This is a genomic window from Chryseobacterium sp. T20, from assembly GCF_047345655.1.
GTDB lineage: Bacteria > Bacteroidota > Bacteroidia > Flavobacteriales > Weeksellaceae > Chryseobacterium.
The window spans coordinates 231,216-254,893 of sequence record NZ_JBLFDU010000001.1 but is presented as its reverse complement, the minus strand read 5'-3'; the positions used below and the strand labels follow the sequence as shown (position 1 = coordinate 254,893).

19 protein-coding genes and 1 tRNA gene are annotated in these 23,678 nt (G+C 36.4%); 9 read left to right on the top strand and 11 right to left on the bottom strand.

All coding sequences use genetic code 11. The features are described from left to right. Nucleotides 1–42 precede the first annotated feature (42 nt). A tRNA-Arg gene (locus tag ACMA47_RS01155) sits at nucleotides 43–114 on the bottom strand. Nucleotides 115–412: 298 nt separating this feature from the next. Between ACMA47_RS01155 and ACMA47_RS01150 the strand changes: the two genes are divergently transcribed. Genes ACMA47_RS01150 through ACMA47_RS01125 form a run of 6 tightly spaced genes read left to right on the top strand, consistent with a single transcriptional unit; the run spans nucleotide 413 to nucleotide 7,685 of the window. Next, nucleotides 413–1,888 (top strand): response regulator, encoded by a 1,476-nt coding sequence (locus ACMA47_RS01150; RefSeq protein WP_413928312.1) that lies wholly within the window; start codon nucleotides 413–415, stop codon nucleotides 1,886–1,888. Between the two features lie 5 nt (nucleotides 1,889–1,893). Then, on the top strand, nucleotides 1,894–5,502 hold the full coding sequence (locus ACMA47_RS01145) for a response regulator (protein ID WP_413928311.1): 3,609 nt from the start codon (nucleotides 1,894–1,896) through the stop codon (nucleotides 5,500–5,502). A gap of 15 nt (nucleotides 5,503–5,517) precedes the next feature. Beyond that, a complete protein-coding gene (locus ACMA47_RS01140) occupies nucleotides 5,518–5,883 on the top strand; it encodes a response regulator (RefSeq protein ID WP_413928310.1) in 366 nt (121 codons plus the stop codon). After that, nucleotides 5,884–6,714: a CheR family methyltransferase gene (locus ACMA47_RS01135; protein ID WP_413928309.1), complete on the top strand. Its 831-nt coding sequence runs from the start codon at nucleotides 5,884–5,886 to the stop codon at nucleotides 6,712–6,714. An 11-nt stretch (nucleotides 6,715–6,725) separates the two neighbouring features. Beyond that, complete coding sequence (locus tag ACMA47_RS01130) at nucleotides 6,726–7,295, top strand: chemotaxis protein CheB (RefSeq protein ID WP_413928308.1); 570 nt, start codon at nucleotides 6,726–6,728, stop codon at nucleotides 7,293–7,295. A gap of 18 nt (nucleotides 7,296–7,313) precedes the next feature. Continuing rightward, a complete protein-coding gene (locus tag ACMA47_RS01125) occupies nucleotides 7,314–7,685 on the top strand; it encodes a response regulator (RefSeq protein ID WP_034694282.1) in 372 nt (123 codons plus the stop codon). Nucleotides 7,686–7,735: 50 nt separating this feature from the next. On the opposite strand, the gene ACMA47_RS01120 is transcribed toward ACMA47_RS01125, so the two are convergent. The 3 genes from ACMA47_RS01120 to ACMA47_RS01110 form a co-directional block, all read right to left on the bottom strand. Further along, nucleotides 7,736–8,023: a hypothetical protein gene (locus ACMA47_RS01120; RefSeq protein WP_413928307.1), complete on the bottom strand. Its 288-nt coding sequence runs from the start codon at nucleotides 8,021–8,023 to the stop codon at nucleotides 7,736–7,738. A gap of 487 nt (nucleotides 8,024–8,510) precedes the next feature. After that, the gene (locus tag ACMA47_RS01115) at nucleotides 8,511–9,281 is read right to left on the bottom strand and encodes an alpha/beta fold hydrolase (RefSeq protein WP_413928306.1); all 771 of its coding nucleotides are present in this window, start codon (nucleotides 9,279–9,281) and stop codon (nucleotides 8,511–8,513) included. A gap of 9 nt (nucleotides 9,282–9,290) precedes the next feature. Then, a complete protein-coding gene (locus ACMA47_RS01110; RefSeq protein WP_413928305.1) occupies nucleotides 9,291–10,400 on the bottom strand; it encodes an epoxide hydrolase family protein in 1,110 nt (369 codons plus the stop codon). 347 nt (nucleotides 10,401–10,747) lie between these two features. On the opposite strand from ACMA47_RS01110, the gene ACMA47_RS01105 reads away from it, so the two are divergent. Continuing rightward, the gene (locus tag ACMA47_RS01105; RefSeq protein ID WP_413928304.1) at nucleotides 10,748–11,389 is read left to right on the top strand and encodes an NAD(P)-dependent oxidoreductase; all 642 of its coding nucleotides are present in this window, start codon (nucleotides 10,748–10,750) and stop codon (nucleotides 11,387–11,389) included. Between the two features lie 147 nt (nucleotides 11,390–11,536). Here the strand turns inward: ACMA47_RS01105 and ACMA47_RS01100 are convergent, their stop codons facing one another. Together ACMA47_RS01100 and uvrA are read right to left on the bottom strand one after the other, a co-directional pair. Next, the gene (locus tag ACMA47_RS01100) at nucleotides 11,537–12,304 is read right to left on the bottom strand and encodes a methyltransferase domain-containing protein (protein WP_413928303.1); all 768 of its coding nucleotides are present in this window, start codon (nucleotides 12,302–12,304) and stop codon (nucleotides 11,537–11,539) included. Between the two features lie 88 nt (nucleotides 12,305–12,392). After that, nucleotides 12,393–15,185 (bottom strand): excinuclease ABC subunit UvrA, encoded by a 2,793-nt coding sequence (gene uvrA, locus ACMA47_RS01095; protein WP_034694509.1) that lies wholly within the window; start codon nucleotides 15,183–15,185, stop codon nucleotides 12,393–12,395. A 640-nt stretch (nucleotides 15,186–15,825) separates the two neighbouring features. Between uvrA and ACMA47_RS01090 the strand changes: the two genes are divergently transcribed. Both ACMA47_RS01090 and ACMA47_RS01085 read left to right on the top strand, forming a co-directional pair. Next, complete coding sequence (locus ACMA47_RS01090) at nucleotides 15,826–17,637, top strand: TonB-dependent receptor plug domain-containing protein (protein ID WP_413928302.1); 1,812 nt, start codon at nucleotides 15,826–15,828, stop codon at nucleotides 17,635–17,637. 72 nt (nucleotides 17,638–17,709) lie between these two features. Continuing rightward, entirely contained in the window at nucleotides 17,710–18,426 is a 717-nt protein-coding gene (locus tag ACMA47_RS01085) for a DUF2490 domain-containing protein (RefSeq protein WP_413928301.1), read from the top strand. On the opposite strand, the gene ACMA47_RS01080 is transcribed toward ACMA47_RS01085, so the two are convergent. The 5 genes from ACMA47_RS01080 to ACMA47_RS01060 all read right to left on the bottom strand — a co-directional run bounded on the left by ACMA47_RS01080 (nucleotide 18,423) and on the right by ACMA47_RS01060 (nucleotide 23,620). Beyond that, nucleotides 18,423–20,471 (bottom strand): M48 family metallopeptidase, encoded by a 2,049-nt coding sequence (locus ACMA47_RS01080; RefSeq protein ID WP_413928300.1) that lies wholly within the window; start codon nucleotides 20,469–20,471, stop codon nucleotides 18,423–18,425. The genes ACMA47_RS01085 and ACMA47_RS01080 overlap by 4 nt on opposite strands. A 25-nt stretch (nucleotides 20,472–20,496) precedes the next feature. After that, nucleotides 20,497–20,943, bottom strand: coding sequence for a phosphohydrolase (locus ACMA47_RS01075; RefSeq protein ID WP_034694511.1), 447 nt, complete (start codon nucleotides 20,941–20,943; stop codon nucleotides 20,497–20,499). A 79-nt stretch (nucleotides 20,944–21,022) separates the two neighbouring features. Then, nucleotides 21,023–21,358 carry a YegP family protein gene (locus ACMA47_RS01070; protein WP_413928299.1) on the bottom strand — a complete coding sequence of 112 codons (336 nt, stop codon included), beginning with the start codon at nucleotides 21,356–21,358 and terminating at the stop codon, nucleotides 21,023–21,025. A 26-nt stretch (nucleotides 21,359–21,384) separates the two neighbouring features. Next, nucleotides 21,385–21,699, bottom strand: a complete 315-nt coding sequence (locus ACMA47_RS01065) for a hypothetical protein (RefSeq protein WP_413928298.1) — start codon at nucleotides 21,697–21,699, stop codon at nucleotides 21,385–21,387. 145 nt (nucleotides 21,700–21,844) lie between these two features. Continuing rightward, the gene (locus tag ACMA47_RS01060; protein WP_034694302.1) at nucleotides 21,845–23,620 is read right to left on the bottom strand and encodes an acyl-CoA dehydrogenase family protein; all 1,776 of its coding nucleotides are present in this window, start codon (nucleotides 23,618–23,620) and stop codon (nucleotides 21,845–21,847) included. Nucleotides 23,621–23,678 lie beyond the last annotated feature (58 nt).

Here is a 23,678-nt window from a genome sequence, read left to right as displayed (position 1 = left end):
ATTTAGTTTTCTTAGATTCTTCAGCAAAGAGTTCAGGTTTTGTGACCTCACCAGGGATCGAACCTGGATCTAAAGTTTAGGAAACTTTTATTCTATCCATTGAACTATGAGGTCTGGCTAAGATCATAAAATTACAAATTATTTGCCGGAGTAGCGTAATGATCAGAATGTTGATTCAAGAGGAAAACTTTAACAACAAATGCTCAAGTAGGTTTTAGGACTTTTATAATCCGGCTTTCTCTGAAATGATAGAAAGGGATGGGCTCCCTTAATCCTCATTTTATTCCTATTTAAAGCATAAAATGTGGTATGAATTAGTTATTCATAATACTTTAAAAATTGCTATGTTTTGAAATATTGTAAGTATTTTTGAGGTTTAAATATCTGTAACTAATTATTGATTTTAACTTCTATGATTTTAATTGTTGATGACAATCAAAGTAATCTTTATTCACTGCAAAAATTACTAGAGTCCAAAGATTTTCAGGTGGAAACAGCCAATTCCGGTGAAGAGGCTCTGGCGAAAGCCCTAAAAAATGACTATGCCCTCATTATTCTGGATGTTCAGATGCCTGATATGGACGGCTTTGAAGTAGCAGAAACACTGGCAGATTACAGTAAAACAAAAGAAGTTCCCATTATATTTTTATCTGCTGTTAATACAGACAAGAAATTTATAACGAAAGGCTATGCTTCTGGTGCTAAAGACTATGTCACCAAACCTGTAGATCCTGAAATTCTTTTACTGAAAGTAAAAACATTCTATAATCTTCAGGAGCAGAATATAGCGATGAAGAAGACCCAGCAGAATCTTGAGCTGGAGGTTAAAGGAAGACGTGAATCACAAGTGACAATGAAGTCCCAGATTGACCATTTTCACTTAATGCTGGAGTCACTTCCACAAATTGCATTTACCCTTAATGAAGCCGGAACGGTAGATTTCGTGAATGGTAAATGGTATGAATATTCAACGTCAGAGCAGAATTTTCCTGAAATATATCCCGATGACCCTGATATCACAGAGGAGTTTGAGAGATGCAGAAAAAAAGGAAAAGCTCTTGAGCTGGAAGTCAGAATTAAAAATGTGGTTTCAGGTAATTACCGTTATCATTTGCTTAGAGTAACGCCGGTATATGATGAAGGCCGTATTAAAAACTGGGTGGGAACTTTTACCGATATTGATGATCAGAAGAAAGTTGAAAAAGAAAAAGATGAATTTTTAAGCATTGCAAGCCATGAGCTGAAGACTCCTTTAACGAGTATTAAAGCCTATGTTCAGTTGTTAGAAAGAAAATTGAAACTCGACAAAGAAAGCTCTGAAGCAGGATTTGTAACGAAAGTTCAGGGACAGATTGAAAAGCTGAATACATTGATCACTGATCTGCTGGATGTTTCTAAAATAGAAAATGGTAAGCTAAAAATTAATAAAAAGCCGGTGAATCTGGAAAATTTGATCAGTAATGCCATTGAAACAATCATACAAACTCATGATCAGCGTGAAGTGAAAATTGAGCGTCACGGAACAAAACCGGATATTTTAATTCCTTTAGACGAAATCCGTATAGAACAGGTGCTCATCAACTTTCTGACCAATGCTATAAAATATTCACCAGATAATAATCAGGTTATTGTTACCACTTTTGTAGATGAAGAAGCTGAAGAAGTAAGAGTGAACGTAACCGACTTTGGAATTGGTATCCCTGATTTTAAACAGGATGCTGTATTCAAAAAATTCTACCGTGTAGAAGAATCTTCACTGCAGTTTCAGGGAATGGGAATCGGATTGTTTATCTGCTCCGAGATCATCAAACAGCACCATGGACACGTTGGAGTTTCCAGTATAGTAGATGAAGGCTCTACTTTTTATTTCACATTACCACTAAACTAATTTTAATGCCGAAAAAAATAATAAGAAATCTTCAGTTTGGAGTAGGTCTTTCCCTTTTGATTTTAATAGCCAGCTCACTGGCCTCTTATTGGAGTATCCAAAATCAAATGAACCATCGTGAGAGTCTTTCCAAAAGCAGACGTTCCGTAACAGCGGTGAAAGATGTGCTGGTTGCTTTACTGGATGCAGAAACAGGAAACAGAGGGTATCAGCTTACCGGAAGGGAAGATTTTCTTGAACCTTATAAACGGGGTTTAAGAGAATATCCTAAAGCTTTGGTACGTGCTGAATCTCTGGATATCAATGATCAGAATCAAATTCAAAGACTGGCAGGCTTAAAAGCAGCAGTTGATCAGGTAATGCAGAACCTGAAACATTTGGTTGAGAACAGACGAAGAGGTATTATCATGACGCAACAGGAGATTACGGAGGGTAAAACCTATATGGATCAGTGTCGGAAAATTGTCAATGATTTTGTACAATATGAAGAAAGTCAGGTTGAAATTAAAAATAACGATCTCAACCGTTCCTCCGGTACAACTGTTCTTTTTATCCTTTTTTCTGCCATTGCCGCAGTGGTTGTTACTGTATTTTTCTATATAAAAATGCGTGCAGATCTTATCCGAAGAGATAAGCTTGAGAAAATGCTTAAGGCAAAAGATGAAGAAATGACGCGCCGTGTAAGTGCTATTCAAAAGATTGCCAACAGAGTTGCTAATGGGGATTACAGTGAGAAAGCTGTGGATAATGCTCAGGATGATCTTGGAGATTTGGTAGAATCTCTTAATCACATGACGGAATCTCTCAAAATCTCTTTTGATACCATTAATAAGAGCGACTGGCGCCAGAAAGGGCTTGCTTTATTGAATGAATCCCTGGTAGGGAATAAGACTGTACAGGAAGTTTCCAATAAATCTTTAATGCAGCTGATTGAATATGGAAACTGCATTAATGGTTCCCTGTATTTATATGATGAGGGCATTTTAAAACTTAATAAAGCATTTGGACTGGAATCCAATATGAAAAAAGCTTTTGAGCCTGGAGAAGGAATGGTAGGACAGGCTTTTGTTAATACTAAGACACAGGTTTATAATAACCTTCATGAAGAAGACTTTGTAGTCACTTTTGCCAGCAGTACGATTAAAATTTACGGAATTATTTTGCTTCCGCTTTTTGCAGATGGCCATATAATAGGGGTGTTGGAGCTTGGTTCCACTTCTAATTTTGAGGAAGACAGAATACACTATTTTGAAGAATGCTGTACCAATATAGGAATCGCCCTGAGTGCTGCAAAAAGCAGAGAAAAAGAACAGCAGTTATTAGAAGAAACTCAGGCACAGTCTGAAGAATTGCAGGTTCAGCACTCTGAGCTTGAAAATCTGAATACAGAGCTGGAAGCACAAACCCAGAAGCTTCAGGCATCTGAAGAAGAGCTTAAAGTACAGCAGGAAGAGCTGATGCAGGCTAATGCAGAACTGGAAGAGCGCTCCCGATTGCTGGAAGAAAAAAATCATTTGATTGCTGAACGTAATAATGAAATTCAGAAAAAAGTAGAGGAACTGGCATTAAGCACCAAATACAAATCTGAGTTTTTAGCCAATATGTCTCACGAATTGCGGACTCCGCTGAATTCAATTCTTCTTTTATCCCGATTAATGACGGAAAATCCTGATGAAAATCTTAACGAAGATCAGATGGAATCTGCCAAAGTAATTCATAGTTCAGGTACAAGCTTATTAACCCTTATTGATGAAATTCTGGATCTTGCCAAAATAGAATCCGGTAAAATGACGCTTGAATATCAGGACGTAAACCTTGAAGAAGTGGTAAAAGATCTGAAAAGTCTTTTTAATCCGGTATTTCAGGAGAAAGCGCTTCCGTTTAATATCGAAATTGATGCAAATGTGCAGAAAGTGATCGAAAGTGACCGTCTAAGAATTGACCAGGTATTGAGAAATTTATTGTCGAATGCCTTAAAATTTACCACAAAAGGAAGCATCGGTTTACACATCAAAAAACATTCTGAAAAACCTGATTTCATCATATTCTCAGTGAAAGATACAGGCGTTGGAATAGCCGAAGATAAGCAAAAAATTATCTTTGAAGCATTCCAGCAGGCTGACGGATCTACCAAAAGAAAGTTCGGAGGAACAGGTTTAGGTCTGTCCATAAGCCGTGAAATTGCAAGACTTCTTGGAGGTGAACTGGTTCTGAAAAGTGAGATAGACAAAGGAAGTGAATTCAGCTTTATCATTCCTGTACATGTAGCAACAGAGATTATCCATTCAGAAACAGATCAGGATCTTGTAGAGGTGATCCGTGAAGATGTGGAAGAAATTCAGAATATTCTTGATGAAGGAGAAACAAAAGTAATTCCCGTAAATACCCTTGAAATTCCTGAAGATGTTGCAGACGATAGAGAAAATATTCAGGAAGGAGATAAAGTAATTCTGATTATTGAAGATGACATCAATTTTGCAAAAGCTTTATTAAAATATGCCCACCTGCAGAGTTATAAAGGAGTGGTTGTAGTAAGGGGAGATCATGGGCTTTCAGCGGCTCAGAAATATCATCCGCATGCCATTTTACTGGACGTTCAGCTTCCTGTAAAAGATGGCTGGGAAGTGATGGATGAACTGAAATCTGATCCTTATATCAAACATATTCCGGTTCATATGATGTCTGTTCTTCATCTTAAAAAAGAAAGTCTGATGAAGGGTGCCGTTGATTTTATTAACAAGCCGGTAGCGTTGGATAAAATGACCGACGTATTCAAGACAATTGAAGAAGCTTTGAAAAAAGGATCTCAAAAAGTGCTTATAGTAGAAGAAAATGCCAAACATGCCAGTGCATTGTCTTATTTCCTGAGCAATTTTAATATCTCTTTATCCGTAGAACATACGGTGGAAGATAGTGTAAAAGCATTAACTTCTGATCTTGTGGATTGCGTTATTCTGGATATTGGAAGCGCAAAAGGAAATGATTATCACGTCATAGAATCCATCAAAAGCCATGAAGGACTGGAAAACCTTCCCATCATTATCTTTACAGAACACCATTTATCTAAAGAAGAAGAACTTAAAATAAAGCAATACGCAGATTCAATTGTTGTAAAAACAGCACATTCGTACCAAAGGATTTTGGATGAAGTAGGACTGTTCCTGCATCTGGTGGAAGAAAAAAACAATTCCGCAGAAAGTACTGCAGGCAGAATGCTGGGATCTTTAACTGAGGTTCTGAGTGGCAAAAAAGTACTGATTACCGATGATGATGTACGCAATATTTTTTCTTTAACCAAAGCACTGGAAAAATATAAAGTTGAGGTTATTGTAGCCATGGACGGAAAGCATGCCCTGGAACAAATTCACCACAATCCTGATATAGACGTGATCTTAATGGATATGATGATGCCGGAAATGGATGGCTATGAAACCATAAAGCAGATCAGAAAAATGCCGGCATTTAAAAGGCTGCCTATTATAGCGGTAACCGCAAAATCAATGATTGGAGACCGTGAGAAATGCATTACAGCAGGTGCTTCGGATTATATCTCAAAACCTGTGGATATTGATCAGTTGTTGTCGCTGCTTCGCGTTTGGTTGTATGAAAGTTAAACAGATAAAATTCTGATGAAAAAGAAAATTTTAATTGTGGATGATGATCCACGCAATATATTCGCATTGAAACTGACCCTTAAGGCTCGTGGATATGCAGTAGAAACCTGTACGATGGCTCAGGAAGCTCTGGATATGCTAAAAGCTGATCCTGATTTTTCAATGGTGCTTATGGATATGATGATGCCGGGAATAGACGGCTATGAAGCAGTAAGAATCATAAGAAATACATCTGAAATCAAAGATATTCCAGTTATTGCAGTAACTGCACAGGCGATGCCTGAAGACCGTCAGAAATGCATTGAGGTAGGCGCTGATGATTATGTTTCAAAGCCTATTGATGTAGACCTTTTACTAATGGCAATAGAAAAACTTTCATAGATGCTGGAACCAAGTATCGTAAAAGATGAAGAAATAGAATATCTGATCAACGATGTCTATGAAATGTATGGCTATGACTTTTCTGGTTATAGCAGGGCTTCGTTTAAAAGAAGGGTAAATAGGATATGCCTTTTGGACAGATTTACCAGCTTTGCGGAACTTAGATATACCCTCATGAATGATGCAGAATATCTAAAACGTTTTGTAGAGGAAGTTACGGTAAACGTCACGGAAATGTTTCGGGATCCTTCTTTTTTCAAAGCATTACGGGAGAAAGTTCTGCCCCAATTAGGCACTTATCCGCTGATCAGGATCTGGATTGCTGGTTGCTCTACGGGAGAAGAAGCCTATTCTATCGCTATTTTATTGAAAGAAGCAGGGCTGTATGATAAATCCCTGATTTATGGTACAGATTTGAATCCTGCAGTTCTTGAGACAGCCAGAGCTGGTGTTTTCCCGTTATACCAAATGAAATTATATTCTGAAAACTATATGCTTTCAGGAGGGAAACGTGATTTTTCAGATTACTATACGGCCAATTATGATAGTGTAAAGTTTGATAAAAGCTTACAGGAAAAACTTATTTTATCTACCCACAACCTGGTTTCAGACAGTTCTTTCAATAGTTTTCAGCTGATTATATGCAGAAATGTTCTGATTTATTTTGATAGAGAACTGCAGGAAAAAGTATTTAAACTTTTCGATAACAGTCTGGAAAATTTAGGTTTTCTGGCTTTGGGAGCAAAAGAAACACTCAGGTTTTCCACTATTGAAAAGAATTATCATCAGATTGAAGATCAGAAAATCTGGAAAAAGCTTGATCATCATTAATAACCAATGCTATGGAATCACAGAAAAACATTGAATTAATTGTTATAGGAGGATCGGCAGGCAGTTTACAGGTCATTATTGAAATGATTAAAAACCTGAATGATGTCCTGAAAATCCCAATTGTAGTAGTGGTTCACCGTAAAGCCCAATCAGGAGATATTCTGAGAACTTTATTGCAGCAGTTTACGAAAATACCGGTGATAGAAGTAGAAGATAAAACTGAAATGGACAATAATGCCATTTATATTGTTCCGGCAGATTATCATTTGCTGTTTGAGAATAAGAAAAATATGTCATTGGACAGCTCAGAAAAAATGAATTATTCCCGTCCTTCAATAGATGTTACCTTCAGGTCTGCAGCGGAAATTTATGGAGAGAATATGGTTGGAATTCTTCTATCCGGAGCTAATGCAGATGGAGTAGAAGGGCTGTCTTATATTAAAAAAAATAACGGACAGGTATGGATTCAGGATCCTGAAACGGCAGAAGTGGAATATATGCCCAAACATGCCGTAGAAGAGATAGATTATGACCAAATTATCAAACCGGATAATCTGGCAGATTATATCAATCAGTTGTAATAGAATAACCTAAATAATATGAACAAAAAGAAAATTTTAATTTTTGATGATGACGCTGCTATTTTGGAAGTGATTACCATCATATTTGAAGAGAATGGCTACGAGGTCAGAATCTCAGAAACTTCACATGATATTCTGGAGAAAGTGGCCGAATATCATCCCGATGTTATTCTGATGGATAACTGGATTCCGAAAATTGGTGGAGTGGAAGCCACAAAACTTCTGAAAAACAGTGAAGAATTTAATCACATTCCTGTCATTTATGTTACGGCAAACAATGATATTGCTGCTTTAGCTTCCGAAGCACAGGCAGATGATTATGTTTCAAAACCTTTTAATCTGGATGATCTTGAAGAAATGGTGGCAAAGCATATAAAAGAGCAGGTGTAAATCTTTCGATTTTCCAAATAAAAAAATCTCTCAAAGTTTGAGAGATTTTTTTATTTATTATTCAGATCAGAAATCATTTGACTTTTTGTTACGTGATAACTGTTGATGTTATGAAGTAAAGAACGTAATAAAAGATAGAGCTGGGGATTTTCCATAATGACATGAGAAAATGTCTGCACAAGAATTAATTTTTTTGAAACTATATTGTGTGCAGTGATATATTCAGAGCTAAGATCAATGTCAATATTTAATTCCTTATTCACCTTAAGTTTAAAATATTCATCTATTAAATACTTATCATTAATCAGGTCTAAAGATTCTATTTTCGTTTCGTCCATAATGTTGATAATTAAACTGTAAAATACAAATGTTATACCGTACAGGGGAAAAAACAGAGGAGATTATAACATCATAAAGAACAAACTGATTAAAATGAATTTTGCATTGATGAAAGGTTTTCTGACCGGCTCATTAATACAGGTTAGAATGAATAGATGTTCAGGGATTCAAAAAGGCTAAAAATCTTTATTTGAAGAGATGTATGGATAAAAGAATCTACCCTTTAGGGGTAGATCCAGTAGATAAATACATCTCATTTTTTTAATTAGACAACAATAAAAAGCACAGCCGACAATGCTGTGCTTAAATTTTTATTTCAAATTTAATTGCAATTTCAAGAGTAGTAAGAAAAGCAAATAAAGTTTCCACTTCGATGTTTATTACATAGTAAATGTAGTAATAATTTTAATACGAAATATGAATTTAATGTTAAAATTCACAAGTTGTCCACATTTTTTTGTGGATAACTTGTGAGGTTCTCTGAAATTACTGCTCAGAAAGGTATTGTAAAACAAAACCATTCAAAGTTTTTTTCTCCTCTTCCGTCCCTTTATTATCCATGTGTCCATGATTGATGAGAGTTGGCTGTACCTTCATATGATACTTCTTCTGCTCTTCTTCATTGAGTAATACTCCTTCGTCAGCCGGATAATCATTGGAACGTAAAGTATACACTTTTGGAATAGATGTTCTTGGCAGAAACATTCTCCGGTTATCCATAGTGATCAGTTTATACACCAGATTAGGATGCTGAAGAGTGAATAATGCACTCATATCACCTCCATTAGAGTGTCCTAGGAGGGTCAGATGTTGATAATCAAGTTCTGGTTTTATCTTTTTAAGTTCATTCAGAACAAGCATTATATTATCCGAACCATTCTGCCAGAAAGGTCTTCGGACGATCTGTAAATTTCCTTCTGTCGGCAAAAGGCTGTCTGTTTTAAGTTCATGCTGAATACTTACGGTAAAGTAACCTTTTGACGCCAGTTTTTCTGTTAAATAAGAGTATACAAAATAATCGCCGCCCTTATTAAAACCATATCCATGATTAAAGATAATAACCTGTTGATGGGGAATCTTTTTATCTGTTTTAGGGTGATAAATGGCTACAGGAATCTTTCGGTTTCTGTTCTGGTCAAAGAAGGTTAAAGTATCCAGTTTTACTTCATAGTCATTACTTTCAGTATTTTTCTTTTGTATAGTACAGCTTATCATCAAAAGAGAAACTGTAAGAAAGGCAGATAGATTATATTTCATGCATTGTTTTTATGGGACAGAATAAAAGAATGACCTAAGCTTATCTGCAAATAGATGAGGTAATTCCAATGCGGCAAAGTGTCCTCCTTCATTCATCTTTTTAAAGCTGGTTACGTTCACAAAACGTTCAGCCCATTCTTTCGGAAACTGAGCCTCACGGGGAAATACAAGTATTCCTGCAGGAACATTGCTTTTTTGATGAACCTGTCCACCGCTCCATAAAGCCGCTGCATCTTCTTTGTACATTCTGGCAGAAGAACCGATGGTTTGTGTTACCCAATAGATCATAATATTAGTAAGCAGTTCATCTTTTCCTCCGAATGCTGCTTCAATCAGTTCCGGAGAAGCGCCTGCATTGGTAAAGCTAATGATCCAGGCTGCCAGCCCGACAGGAGAGTCATTGAGACCATAGGCCAGCGATTGAGGCTTGGTAGACTGTACCATAGCATAAGCTCCTTCTCTGTACCACCATTGCTGAACAAACTGCGCGAATTCCTGCTCCTCTTTACTCATTGTTGTGAAATCTTCCTGACCGGTAGGATAACCTACATCGGTAAGGTGAACAGCTTCCAATACTTCAGGATATTTTGAAGTCAATGCTTTTACGATGCTCATTCCTATATCTCCTCCGGCAGCACAGAATTTTTCATAGCCAAGTACTTCAGTCATTAGCTTTTTCCAGAGATCTGCCACTTTTTCGCTGCTGACTGCTGTTTTATCAGAAAAGCCAAATCCAGGAATGGAAGGGATAACCAGATCAAAGCTCTGTTCACCTTCTGTAAGCAATGGAATAATTTTATGAAAACGATAATAGCTGTCCGGCCAGCCATGGGTCAGAATTAATGGTTTTGGGTTAGGCCCTTTTCCTCTTATGTATTGAAAATGGATCAGAATTCCATCGATCAGGGCGATATACTGAGGATGCTGATTCAATTGCTGTTCATGCATTCTCCAGTCATAATTATTGATCCAATAGTGGGTAAGCTCTTTAAGGTAAGTTTCGCTAGTGCCATAATTCCAGCCAGAGCCTTCGGGTTCTCCCGGCCAGCGGGCATTTTGGAGACGATTTTTAAGATCAGTGATAACTGATTCGGGGATGTTTACTGTAAAGGGTTCCATATTATTATATTTTATTGGTGTAAAGTGGATTGGGTGGAATGTGTTGATAGTAAGTCTGTTATCAAAGTTAAAAACTTTCTCTTTTAATATATGTTGTCAAAATCATAAATTTTTTGATTTTTTAATGAGGGAAAATAAGTAACTTTAATTCATTAAAATCTCGTAATACATATTGCAATGAGTCAGGTATACTTTTAAACCTGAACATCTTAGGTTCAATTTTCTGAACCCAATATCTTTATTATATCATATCTAAAAGCAAAGACAATACGTCATTTGTAGTATCAACGGTCATTAGCGGTTAATCTGCTTCTGATTATTGATGTTTAATAATTAAAAAAATCATTATGAAAACCTATAAAATTGCCATCATTGGCGGAACAGGAAAATCCGGACAATATCTGGTACAAAATCTTCTTGAAAAAGGATATCATCTTAAACTTTTACTAAGACATCCCGAGAATTTTACCCTTCAAAATCCATTAATTGAATTGATAAAAGGAGAGGCAAGGGATATAACAGCGATCGATAAATTGATTAAAGGAACTGACCTTGTTATGAGTACTTTAGGGCAGCCAAAAGGGGAGAAATCTATATTCAGTGATGCTGCAAAAAATATCATCTCTGCAATGAATCATCATGGGATCAGGCGGTATATTGTAACTACAGGTTTGAGTGTAAATACACCGTTCGATTATAAAAATGAAAAGGTAAAAATGGCTACAGACTGGATGTATAAAAACTATCCTGAGACTACAACAGATAAACAGAGAGAATATGAATTTCTTCTGGATAGCAACCTGGATTGGACATTGGTAAGACTACCTCTGATTCATCTTACACAGGACAATTTTCCAACGGAAACAAACCTTACAGACTGTAAAGGAAAAGGAATCAGTGCTGCTGATCTGGCTGAGTTTTTGGTGTCTCAGATTGAAGATTCAGAGTATATCAAGGAAAGTCCGTTCCTGTATAATCTGAAAGAGTAAAGAACCTATAAAGAAGAAGCTGCTACAATTTTGTCATTCTGAATGAAACGAGTGTAATGAAGAATCTCATATCATTGGTGATTAATGGGATTCTTCCTTCGTCAGAATGACAATTGTGGCAATTTTTTTATTGAGTATTAAGATTTTCTATTTCTTACGTCCATACATCAGAATACGCTTGAATGCATAGATAGCCGGATATTTTGTAAACCTTTTTGCAATACGAGATTTAAATTCAGAGATGAATTTTTCTTTCTGTTCTCCTTCAAGACGCTCTAAATAAGGTAATAATGCAGTTCCTGAAATAAACTCATATAGGGCTTCGTGATCATCTGCAATGATAGGATAGACCTTCTGAAATATTTCAATATCCTGAATTCCGTTATCAAATAATATCTGGGCATAATCATCCATTGAAAGTACCGGAGAATCACGATTAAAATGATTTAATTGGGATGAATAAGGCTCCTCATTTGCCATTTCCGTTAGAATCTGGTTCAGAATATTTTCTTTCTGAACGGGCATTTGTATGTCTAATTGTCCATTTTGCGAAAGCAGTCCAATGATTTTAGGAAATAAAGTTTCATGATCATCAGCCCACTGTAAAGCGGCATTACTGAAGACAAGATCCCATTTCTGGTCAGATTGTGCTACCTCTTCAATAGTCTGAAGCTTAAAATGAAGATTGTGATTTTCAAATTTTTTAGATTTTTCAAGCATTTCTGCCGATGAATCTATTCCTAAGAATGTAGAACCTGTGAGTTTTTCCGTAAGAATAGAGGTTTGTTCTCCGGTTCCACAGCCTAAATCAATAGCTTTTATATTATTTTCGGGCTTGATTAATGCCGCTAAATCATAAAAGGGCTTGTAGCGTACATCTTTGTATTGATCATATAATTCGGGATTCCAAGGCATAAAAAATAATTTTGTAATGGGTTAATAAGTTGAATAAAGATAGAGAATCTAAATAAAAAATCGGCTGTTTTAAAACAGCCGATTGTATTTATTGTTCCAATTTTTCTTTGATGTATTTTGCCGTATAGGACTTTTTATTTTTAGTCAGATCTTCTGGTGTTCCTGCAAATACAACTTCGCCACCATGTTTTCCGGCTTCCGGACCGATATCGATAATATAATCGGCACATTTGATAATATCAGGCTGGTGTTCAATAACAATTACCGAATGTCCAAGATCAATCAATGCCTGCAGTGATTTCAGTAATTTCTGAATATCATGGAAGTGAAGCCCTGTGGAAGGTTCATCAAAGATGAATAATGTTTTATCCGTGGTTACGCCTTTTACAAGGAATGAAGCCAGTTTCACACGCTGTGCCTCACCACCGGAAAGGGTAGAAGAGCTTTGCCCCAGCTGCAGGTAACCTAAACCTACTTCCTGCAAAGGTCTCAGCTTCGTTACAATCTTTTCTTCATTATTATCTTTAAAGAACGCCAATGCTTCATCTACCGTCATATGAAGGATATCAGAGATGTTTTTCTCGTCAAATCTTACTTCAAGGATCTCATTTTTGAATCGTGTTCCTTTACAAACCTCACATTCAAGCTCAATGTCTGCCATAAACTGCATGGAAACATTGATCACACCTTCTCCTTTACATTCATCACATCTTCCGCCATCCACATTGAAAGAGAAATGTTTAGGTTTATAGCCCATCATTTTGGCCACTTTCTGCTTGGCAAAAAGATCACGGATATCATCGTAAGCTTTTAAGTACGTTACAGGGTTTGAACGGGATGATTTTCCAATCGGGTTTTGGTCAATCAATTCAATATTTTTGATCAGTTTCTTAGGGAATTCTACAGAATCATAATCTCCTTTTTTACCACCCATTCCAAGCTGGATCTGGATGTCATTGGTAAGGATTTCTTTCATCAAAGTAGATTTTCCGCTTCCTGAAACTCCGGAAATCACGACCAGACTTTCCAAAGGAACATCTACATCTATATTTTTAAGGTTATTCTGGCGGGCTCCTTTAATGTGAATCCATTCTTTTCCTTTTCTTCTTTTCTTTGGAACTTCAATTTCAAGCCTTCCGGTAAGATATTCTGAAGTAAGGGTATTTGCTTTTTTCAGGTCTTTATAATCACCTGCAAATACCAGTTCACCACCAAGATAACCTGCTTCCGGACCAATATCAATAATATAGTCTGCGGCTCTCATCACATCTTCATCGTGTTCTACTACAATGACCGTATTTCCAAGATCACGAAGGTTTTTCAATACTTCGATCAGGTTTTCGGTGTCTTTAGAGTGCAGTCCGATAGAAGGTTCATCCAGAATATAAATAGAACCTACCAAAGAACTTCCCAAACTGGTTGCCAGGTTGATTCTCTGACTTTCTCCTCCTGACAGCGTATTGGATGTTCTGTTTAATGTCAAATATCCTAATCCTACCTTTAATAAAAACTCAAGGCGGGTTGTAATTTCGTAAATCAGTCTTTTGGCGACTTCTTTGTCGTGATCTGAAAGTTTTAATCCATTAATGACCGGAGCCAGCTCATCCAAAGGAAGCTCAATCATCGATTGAATATTGTGGCCGTCTACTTTTACCCAGCTCGTTTCTTCACGAAGTCTCAAGCCTTCACACGTAGGACAAAGGGTTTTTCCTCTGTAACGGGAAAGCATTACTCTGTACTGGATTTTGTATAGGTTTTCTTCAAGCATTTTGAAGAAATTATTGATGCATGGGAAATTACTCTTTCCGTCACCTTTCCAAAGGAAGTTTTTCTGTTCTTTTGTTAATTGGTGGTAAGGTTTGTGGATAGGGAAGTCACCTGCTTTTTTGATGAAATCTTTTTTCCATTCGCTCATCGTTTCTCCTCTCCAGCAGACAACGGCATCTTCGTAGATGGATAATGTTTTATTAGGAACGACAAGATCCTCATCAATTCCGATTACTTTTCCATATCCTTCACATGCCGGACATGCTCCGTATGGGTTATTAAAGCTGAAAAAATGAACATTGGGTTCAAGGAACTCCATGCCGTCCAGCTCAAATTTGTTGGAGAATTCTTTTACTTTTTCTGTTTCTGTGTTCTTTAGTGAACAATAGCCGCGTCCTTCATAGAACGCCATTTGAATAGAGTCCGCAAGTCTTTGTAAAAAACTTTCGTCTTCTTCGTACGAGAAACGGTCGATTACAAGATTGATGGTCATTCCTTTCTCAGGAGCAAATCCAAAGCTTTCCAGGTCTTCAATTCCGGCAACATTTCCATTGATTTCAAGCCTTGTGAAACCTGCCAGTTTTAAAATATTTAAGGTTTCTTTGAAATTGTCAACATCATATTCCAAAGGAGCAGTCAATAGAAAAGAAGTATCCTTTTTAGACGCTTTAATGAAGTCTACCACATCAGAAACCGAATCTTTTTTCACTTCTTCTCCGGAAACCGGTGAAAAGGTTTTTCCGATCCTTGCAAATAAAAGCTTCATATAATCGTAGATCTCCGTAGAAGTTCCCACTGTAGAACGCGGATTGGAAGAAATGACTTTCTGCTGGATGGCAATCGAAGGTGCAAGTCCTTTGATATCATCCACTTTTGGTTTTTCTAATTTTCCCAAAAACTGACGGGCATAAGAACTTAAACTTTCTACATATCTTCTCTGTCCTTCTGCATAAATAGTATCAAAGGCCAAAGAGGATTTTCCACTTCCTGAAACTCCTGTAATAACAATCAGTTTATTTTTCGGAATCAGGACGTCTATATGTTTCAGATTGTTAAGATGTGCATTCTTAACGAAAATCTGTTTTTTTATGTCTATTTCTGTTGTGTTAGCCATATTTTGTTTATTCATAAAAGTAACTGTAAAGCATTAAAACTTTCAGTATAATGGTGTTTTGCCTTAGAATTTTCCTAGGCTGTCATCAATTGAACTTTTACCTGTATTCCAAGATTCATCTGATATTCTGCAGCTATATTTTTTTAGTTTGCCGACAGAATTACTGTTGAAAAAAGAATGCTTTCATCGTAAAATTAAGACCCACAAAATTACGAAATTTTAGCGAAAAATTTACGCTTATCTTATTGTTAAAAATTGTTATTATCTACATGAAATAAGAAGTCAAAAATGGAAATAGATCTGTTGACGAATGATAGAAATGAATATTTTTTGTGGACTTAATGTTGTTTTACGGTTTATTTTACAGTGTTTTATATAATTTTTAAAAATATATTGTGTTTTTTTATTTAACTATTGTTTTATGTTGTAAAATTATTTAAAATTGTAGCCGTAAATATGTAATATAGAAATGAGAAAATTATTCAGAGATCTAGTTACACATTTAATGAGAAAAAGATAGAATTACTCCCTCACACAGATGCAGCATTACGTTGCATCTTTTTTTATGACAACTATCATTTGCCTGTCTTGGTGAACTCCCTTACTTTTGGACTCTGTTAAAAAAACTACGGAAACGATTATGATCAAAAAGATAGGAAGTGCTTTTTTTCTGGGATCTTTACTTTGGGTAAACGCACAGGAAAAGACAACAGATATTGAAAGCATCGAATTTCAGGGAAAATTTATCTCTACACCTTATAAAAGTGCCAACCAGAACATCAGTGTTATCACCAGAGAAGACATTGTAAATTCTCCGGCTAAAAGTATAGACGAAATCCTTCAACAGGTACCAGGAATGGATATCAGAAGGAGAGGAGCTAATGGCGTGCAGAGTGATATCGGTTTTCGTGGAAGTTCTTTTGAGCAGGTTCTTCTGTTGTTGAACGGAATCAGGATGAATGATTCCCAGACCGGACATAATAATATGAATATTCCGGTAGATCTGGATGAAGTAGAAAAGATAGAGATTATTAAAGGCCCGGCAGCAAGACGTTTCGGACAGAATGCTTATGCCGGTGTTATCAATATCGTTACCAAAACTACCCCAGGGAAGAAAGTGAAAATCAGTGCGGAAGGAGGTGATTATGGTTCTTATGGTCTTGGATTGAATGCCCAGATTGGAAATGAAAAGTTCACGAACTCTCTTCAGGCAAATTCTGCTTCTTCAGAAGGGTATATGTTCAATACAGATTATGAAATCAGAAATGTATTTTATCAGGGAAAGCTGAATATCAAAAACGGAGATGTAAGAGTACAGGCCGGGTTTTCGGAAAAGAAATTCGGTGCCAATGGTTTTTATGCTTCCAGTGCTGCTACCAAACAGTATGAGGAAACACAGGCTTCTATCGTAAGTGTGGCTCATCAGCAGACTTTTGGAAAACTAAAGCTTAACTCTAATGTATACTGGAGAAGAGGACAGGATATGTACCTTTATGACAGATGGAATCCGGATTTTTACCGAAATATGCACATCGGAAATAATGTGGGTGGAGAAGTGAATTCCAGCTATCAGTGGGGATTGGGAACAACCGGAATTGGGGTTGAATTGAGAAAAGAATTTTTAGTAAGCAGTAATTTGGGTGACCGAAATCGTTTTGTGTCTCAGGTTTTCTTTGAGCATCATTTTTCATTACTGGATAAAAAACTGAACATCAGTCCGGGAATTTCATGGGCCAATTATTCTAAGGAAGGAAATTTCTTCTATCCGGGGCTTGATGTAGGCTATAACTTTAATGCTAATTCTAAAATCTACGGAAACATCGCAAAAGTACACCGTGTACCCACTTTTACCGAACTTTATTATGTAAGTAAAACGGAACAGGGAAACCCGGATTTACGGCCTGAAAATGCTTTGTCATCAGAGGTAGGTTATCAATATCAAAATAACAGAATTTTGGCAAAAATCAGTGGGTTTTTAAGAAATTCCAGCAACTCTATTGATTGGGTAAAAAAAGACCTGAGTGATAAAGTATGGTATGCTCAGAATGTAGGAGATATCAAAACCAAAGGAATCGAAGCAGAGTGGAGTCATAGACCGACAGACTGGTTAAAATATACAGTTGGCTACACATATATTGACAGCAAATATGAAGAAAAAGCTGGTGTGGTTTCAAGATATATTCTGGACAATCTGAAACATCAGTTTGTTTCCAAGTTAGAGGTGAAATTCCTGAAAAACTTTACCAATGAGCTTGTTTACCGCTATAATGAAAGAGTAAATCTGGGAACGTATAACCTTGTAGATGAGAAACTAAGCTTTGCTAAAAAAGATTACTCAGTGTATGTGTTGATTAACAATTTGACCAACACAAAATATACCGAAGCATTTGGGGTGGGAATGCCGCAAAGATGGTTCCATATTGGTTTTTCTTATACAATCAATATTAAGTAATTGTTAATTTGAACATGAATAAAAGTTAATATTAACAAATTGTTAAAAAATATACATTTGCAAAAATTTTTTATGAAACGTCTTATAGGCTTAGGTTTATTACTTGGAATATCTTTTTTTAAAGCACAGGAACACATTTCCAGCTTCAATGCAGTGACTCTGACCTATAAGTTTCATCCGAAATTTTTCCTTTATGCTGAAGGGCAGATGCGTGGTAACGAAGATTATACCTACCCCGATTATTACGAAATAAAAGGGGGATTAGGGTATAATCTTACCAAAAACCACAAACCTTTCGTGGGGCTTGGAAGATATGTTAACTATAAAGAGCACAGCCTGAGCAGAGAAGAGTTCAGGGTATGGCTTCAGGATGTTATCGACATCAAGAAAGGTATCGTAAAGTTTGAAAACCGTTTCCGTGCTGAAAAGAGTTGGTTCTATGAACCTAAGACAGATCAGACTTCCCAGAGAATGCGTTACAGATACCGTCTGAACGTAAGTGTTCCTTTGAACGCCAAGACCATCAAGAAAGGAACTGTTTTTGCCAATGCTTATGACGAGGTGTTCTTTGTCTCTCCGATGAAGCCTACTTTCGCCAGAAACAGAGTTTATGGTGGTTTCGGCTATCAGATTGATGAGTATTTCGGTATTGTGAGCGGATATCTGTGGCAGCGCGAATTTGAAGCAAAAGGAAATAAAAATTTACATTTCGTTTACCTTGCGTTAAACATCAATATCGACGGAACAGACCATCACACGAAAACTTACGATTTCCCGGGTGCGGATTAATTTTTATGTAACTCTGCCTGAAAATTTAACAGTTCCAGTTTAGAACTAAGATAATGATCATTCAGTACCATCTGATATTTTTCAATCACTAATGATATGGCATTTACTTCATGCTCAAGGTATTTATCTTTGTTGAAATAAATGTATTCAGAGTTTACAAATTCCTGTAAAAGGTTTTTATCTTCAGCTTTTAAAGCATCTTTATAAGCTGAGTTTTCGATCAGTTCTTTAGTCTTTTGTTTAAAAGGTTCTTCTGCTTTCAAGAGTTTGGCTCTGTGTTTACGAATTTCTTCAAAAGGTAGAGTAACGGCCATAAACTGTAGGTATCCTGTAAAGTCATTAAGGCTTTTCTGGAATACATCGAATTCTCTGTCTAATACTGCCAACTTCCTGTACTTGCTAAGGAGATCTTTCTTCATATCTTCGTTGGAAATATGGTAGTAATGCTGAAAAATGACTTTGTCATTTTCCTGAAGTTCTTCTTTTACTCTTTTCAGTTCGCTTTCCAGTTGAGGAATAAGGCCTGCGGCATCTTTTGCTTTGTATAAAGTACCGTCAAATCTGAATGTTTTTATTTCTTTTGGATAGGAAACCAGATATTGAAGGGTCTGAATATCACCTTCTATTCCTGATTTTTCGTAGATTAAAGATACCTTTTTGTCACTGAAAAGATCTCCGTTATGATGAGAGGTCGTATCAGAAATTAAAGATTCAATATTTTCTATGACAGGATTATGTGTTTCGTAATATCCATTGAAATTTAAACTGAAGGTCTGATAGATATTATTATCCAGATAAAGTTTGAGAAAAGTTTCATCCTCTATTACTTCACCTACGTTTTTCACGGTATGTAAAGTAAGGTATTTCGAGGTCATGATTTCGCAGATCTTATCAAATCCACATATAATCTCTTTTGCAAGTCTGTGGTCTGCAGCGGTATTTCTGGTATTGTTGGTTGTAATCCTTTCAATTCTTTTTAAAATATCGGGATGTGAAGTCCATTGATCTTCAATTTCTATTCTGGATTTATTATAGCGGGTAAGATCTTCAGTATCTATTTTAGGAAGCCCGTTGACGTAAGGGTGGTTATTTCTTTCGGATAAAATTTTCATCAAAGAAAACTGGTTCTTGTACAGGTCTTTTGGAAGATATTTTTGATTGCTTTCAACATAAAAATGAAAAGAACGGGTAAAGGCCACATCACTTAATTCCAGTCTTAATAGAGATGAAGCCTGCTCTTCAGGATTGGTAATATAGGTTGAAATAGCATCGGCATGGTATTCCATTTCTCTTTGCAGCGAAGCATGGTTTTTGAAAAGAAAATTGGACATACTTTTAAGAACAGACTGAAATGCATTGATGAAACTAACGGAAATCAGTCCAAAAATTTTAAAAATAGCATTCCCTCCGGAAAATTCCATGATAAAATTTTCGTAGTCTTTATTATTATAAACCGTTTCAAAAATTATTTTTTCAGCCTGGTTTACATAACCACCTACTTTCATACTTTTTTGAGAGAAGTGCCCAAATTCGTGAGCCAGAATTGTTCTCAATTCCCCTACACTTGTTGAGTTGATAAGCCCGACACCAATTGTCAGATTTTTCTTTACCGGCAAAAACATGCTCCAGAAAACAGAATTATAGCTCACACTGGCATTTACATCCGGAGAAAGAAAAACTTTCTGAGGAGCTTTCACTTTTGTTTCAGCTACGATTTCATCAATAATAGCAAACAGTTCAGGTTGATGAGATCTGTTGATTTCCAGCAAATGACGTGTGCTGTAATGGCTTTTTCTGAAAATAAATTTAACAAGAAAGATAAATACAAAAATGCCTACACTCAAGATTCCTGCTGCTCCTAAAACTGTAAAATAATTAACAGAAACACTCAGCATTTTTATGGCTCCATATCCTAATAAGAATATCATGAGCAGAGAAGCGAGTATGAGTATCAGATAGATCAGAAAAAAAACTGAGATGGATACAATAGCAGAGACCAGCTTAGATTGATAAGCCGATGAAATTTTGGGTAGGTTATTAGTCATGTGTGTTTTTATTAATTTTTCTTGATTAATATTTCTCTATCAGATAACGATAGGCTTTCAGATATTTATTAAATCTCTTAATATCCTTAGGAGTAAGTTCTCTGTTTACTCTTCTAAGGTCCATATTATCTCGAAGATCATTCAGCTTCACTGCTACAGAAAGGAGAGATCGTTCAGTCCTTTTGATGAATTCATCATAATCTTCTTCCGGATCAAGCTTTGTAAGGCAGCTGATGGCAAAAATAATATATTCAGGAAATCCTTCCGATCTTAAATAATCCAGGCTGAATTCCAGTGGGTGATCCTCCACAACATCGTGCAGAACCCCTACAATCTTTTCATCCAGTGTTTTACCATAATTCATCACCCGCATTACATGGGCAATGTATGGAGCATGGTATTTATCGGTTTGTCCTTTATGTGCCTTATCGGCGATTTTGATGGCTTTATTCAGTAATTCTTCTTTTGTCATTTCTAATGAAAAATAGAGTACAAAAATAAAAAATGCCTTAAAAAAATAAGACATTTTATGAAGAATATTTTAAATGATTTTACAAGTTTGTTTCATCCTCTATATGAGCATGTGGAGCATTGTTTTTTACGGATTCTATTCCGTTTTCCATGCCATTGTCAGATTCATACATCTGGCTGGTTCCTATGATTTGTCCGTTTCCTGCCTTGAGATTAAAATAGCATCTGCCGTCATTGGCCGTATTTCTTTCAAATTTTGCATCTTCCTGTGCATTGGTCTTTACAGATCCGATTCCACTTTCGCAGGATGGTTTGGTGCTGTATCCCTGGCTGGTTAAAATAACCTGCCCGTTTCCAGCTTTGAGGTTGAACTGAAAGTCTCCGTTTGTTCTTTTAGAGATAATAAATTTTCCCATGGTAATAGTTTTTAGTTTGTGTTATGTTATTTGGATGGTAGTATTTTTTTCCGATTGACCTGAAGCCTATCAGGAGTAATCGTATTTAAAATTTTATATTGTGAATAATCCTTTGAAGGTTCTTTTAAAGCCAGATATAGAGTGGTATCATTGGGCTTAACCGTTAATATTTTGTAAAGTTCTTTTTGAGGTTGATCTGGTTTCAGAGCAAAATATCCCAGGAATTTCCCTTTAGTAACCATTTTTGTGGTATCCACCTTGGGAACAGGAAGTAAATTGTCTTTTTTTTGTGCTGAAAAAGTAACGGAAATAAGGAGTATTGGAAATAATAAAATTTTCATGTGTTATGTTATTTAAAATAAAAATAATGATTTTTTTTGAATAACATTACTAAATGCCGTTAATTTCAATGGATGTCATAATTAATAAAGATCAAAAAAGCGCCTCAAAAATTGAGACGCTGAATCAAATTTATGTTATTAAAGACTAATAAGCTCCTTTCTCGATATAGTGAGCGGCTACTTTTTCAGTAAGCGCTACTACATTCGGATGGTTGGTATATTTAGTGAATCTTCTTAATCCTGAAAGCATCATTCTCTGCTCATCTCCTTCAGCGAAAGAAACGATTCCTTCTTTAGCGGCAGTGATGATTTTCTCAACCGCTTTGTAAAGGTTTAATTGAGCCATAGCTGCTTCTACAGATTCAGGAGAGAAGTGTTTCTCTGCTCTTAATACTGCAGATTCTGCCATGTAGATCTGGTTAAGGATTTCAGAAGCATTCAATAATAAATGCTGTTGTTTTTCAATATCCATCATGTATTTCTGAAGGGCAGCTCCGGAAACCATTAAGAATACTTTCTTAAGATTTGCGATAATTGCTTTTTCTTCACTCATGAATTCTGAATAATCAGGAACTTCAAATGAAGGAATACCCATCAATTCTTTGCTGATGGCCATGGCAGGAGATAAAAGATCTAATTCACCTTTCATGGCTCTCTTAATAAGCATTCCTACCGCTAATAATCTGTTGATTTCGTTGGTACCTTCATAGATTCTTGAAATTCTTGAATCTCTCCATGCAGCTTCCATAGGAGTATCTTCAGAGAATCCCATCCCTCCATACACCTGGATTCCTTCGTCTGCGGTGTGTTGAGCAAGGTCAGAAACGAATACTTTAAGGATTGAACATTCTACCGCGAATTCTTCTACACCTTTCAATTCTGCTTCCTGATGGCTTAATCCACCTGCTACCAATTCGTCAATTTTATCCTGAACGTTTTTAGCTGCTCTGTAAGAACCTGCTTCACTTACGAAAACTCCGGTTGCCATTTCAGCAATTTTCTTTCTGATCGCTCCGAAAGTTGCAATAGAAACCCCAAACTGTTTTCTTTCGTTAGAATACTGGATAGAGTGGTTTAAGATTCTTCTCTGTGCATCAAGACATGCTGCAGCCAATTTGATACGGCCTACGTTCAATGCATTTAAAGCGATCTTGAAACCATTGTTTCTTTCTCCTAAAAGATTTTCCACAGGAATCTTCATGTCGTTGAAGAAAACCTGACGGGTAGAAGAAGCACGGATACCTAATTTGTGCTCTTCCTCACCGAAAGTTAAGCTTCCAGGATTTTCAAGTTCAGATCTGTTGATAACAAATCCTGTGATATTTTTATCATCATCAATTTTAGCGAATAATGTAAATGTATCTGCAAATCCTGCATTAGAAATCCACATTTTCTGTCCGTTGATGATATAATGTTTTCCGTCTTCGGAAAGTTTTGCTTTTGTTTTTCCTGAATTGGCATCAGAACCCGCATCCGGCTCAGTCAAACAGTAAGCTCCGAATTTTGTTCCCGTTGCTAAATCAGGAAGGTATTTTTTCTTTTGCTCTTCAGTTCCGTAAAGAACGATTGGCAATGTTCCGATTCCGGTGTGTGCACCATACGCTGTAGCTAATGAACCTGTAGTTCCTGATAGATAATCACAAGCAAGCATTGTAGTCACAAAGCCCATTCCAAGACCTCCGTATTCTTCAGGAACAGCGATTCCCAACATTCCCATTTCGCCCAGTTTACGCATTGTTTCTTCAGTAAATGCATAATCTTTCTTCTCAAAACGTTCTCTTTGAGGAACTACTTCTCTATCTATAAATTCCTTCGCAGAATCACGAAGCATCTTTTGTTCTTCATTCAGTTCTTCAATACTGAAAATTTCGTTTGCAGGAATCTGTTTGATTAGGAATTCCCCGCCTTTTAATGTAGCCATATATTATTTTGTTTTTATAACGATTAATCATTTTGTATAGGCGTATTCATGTAAAATG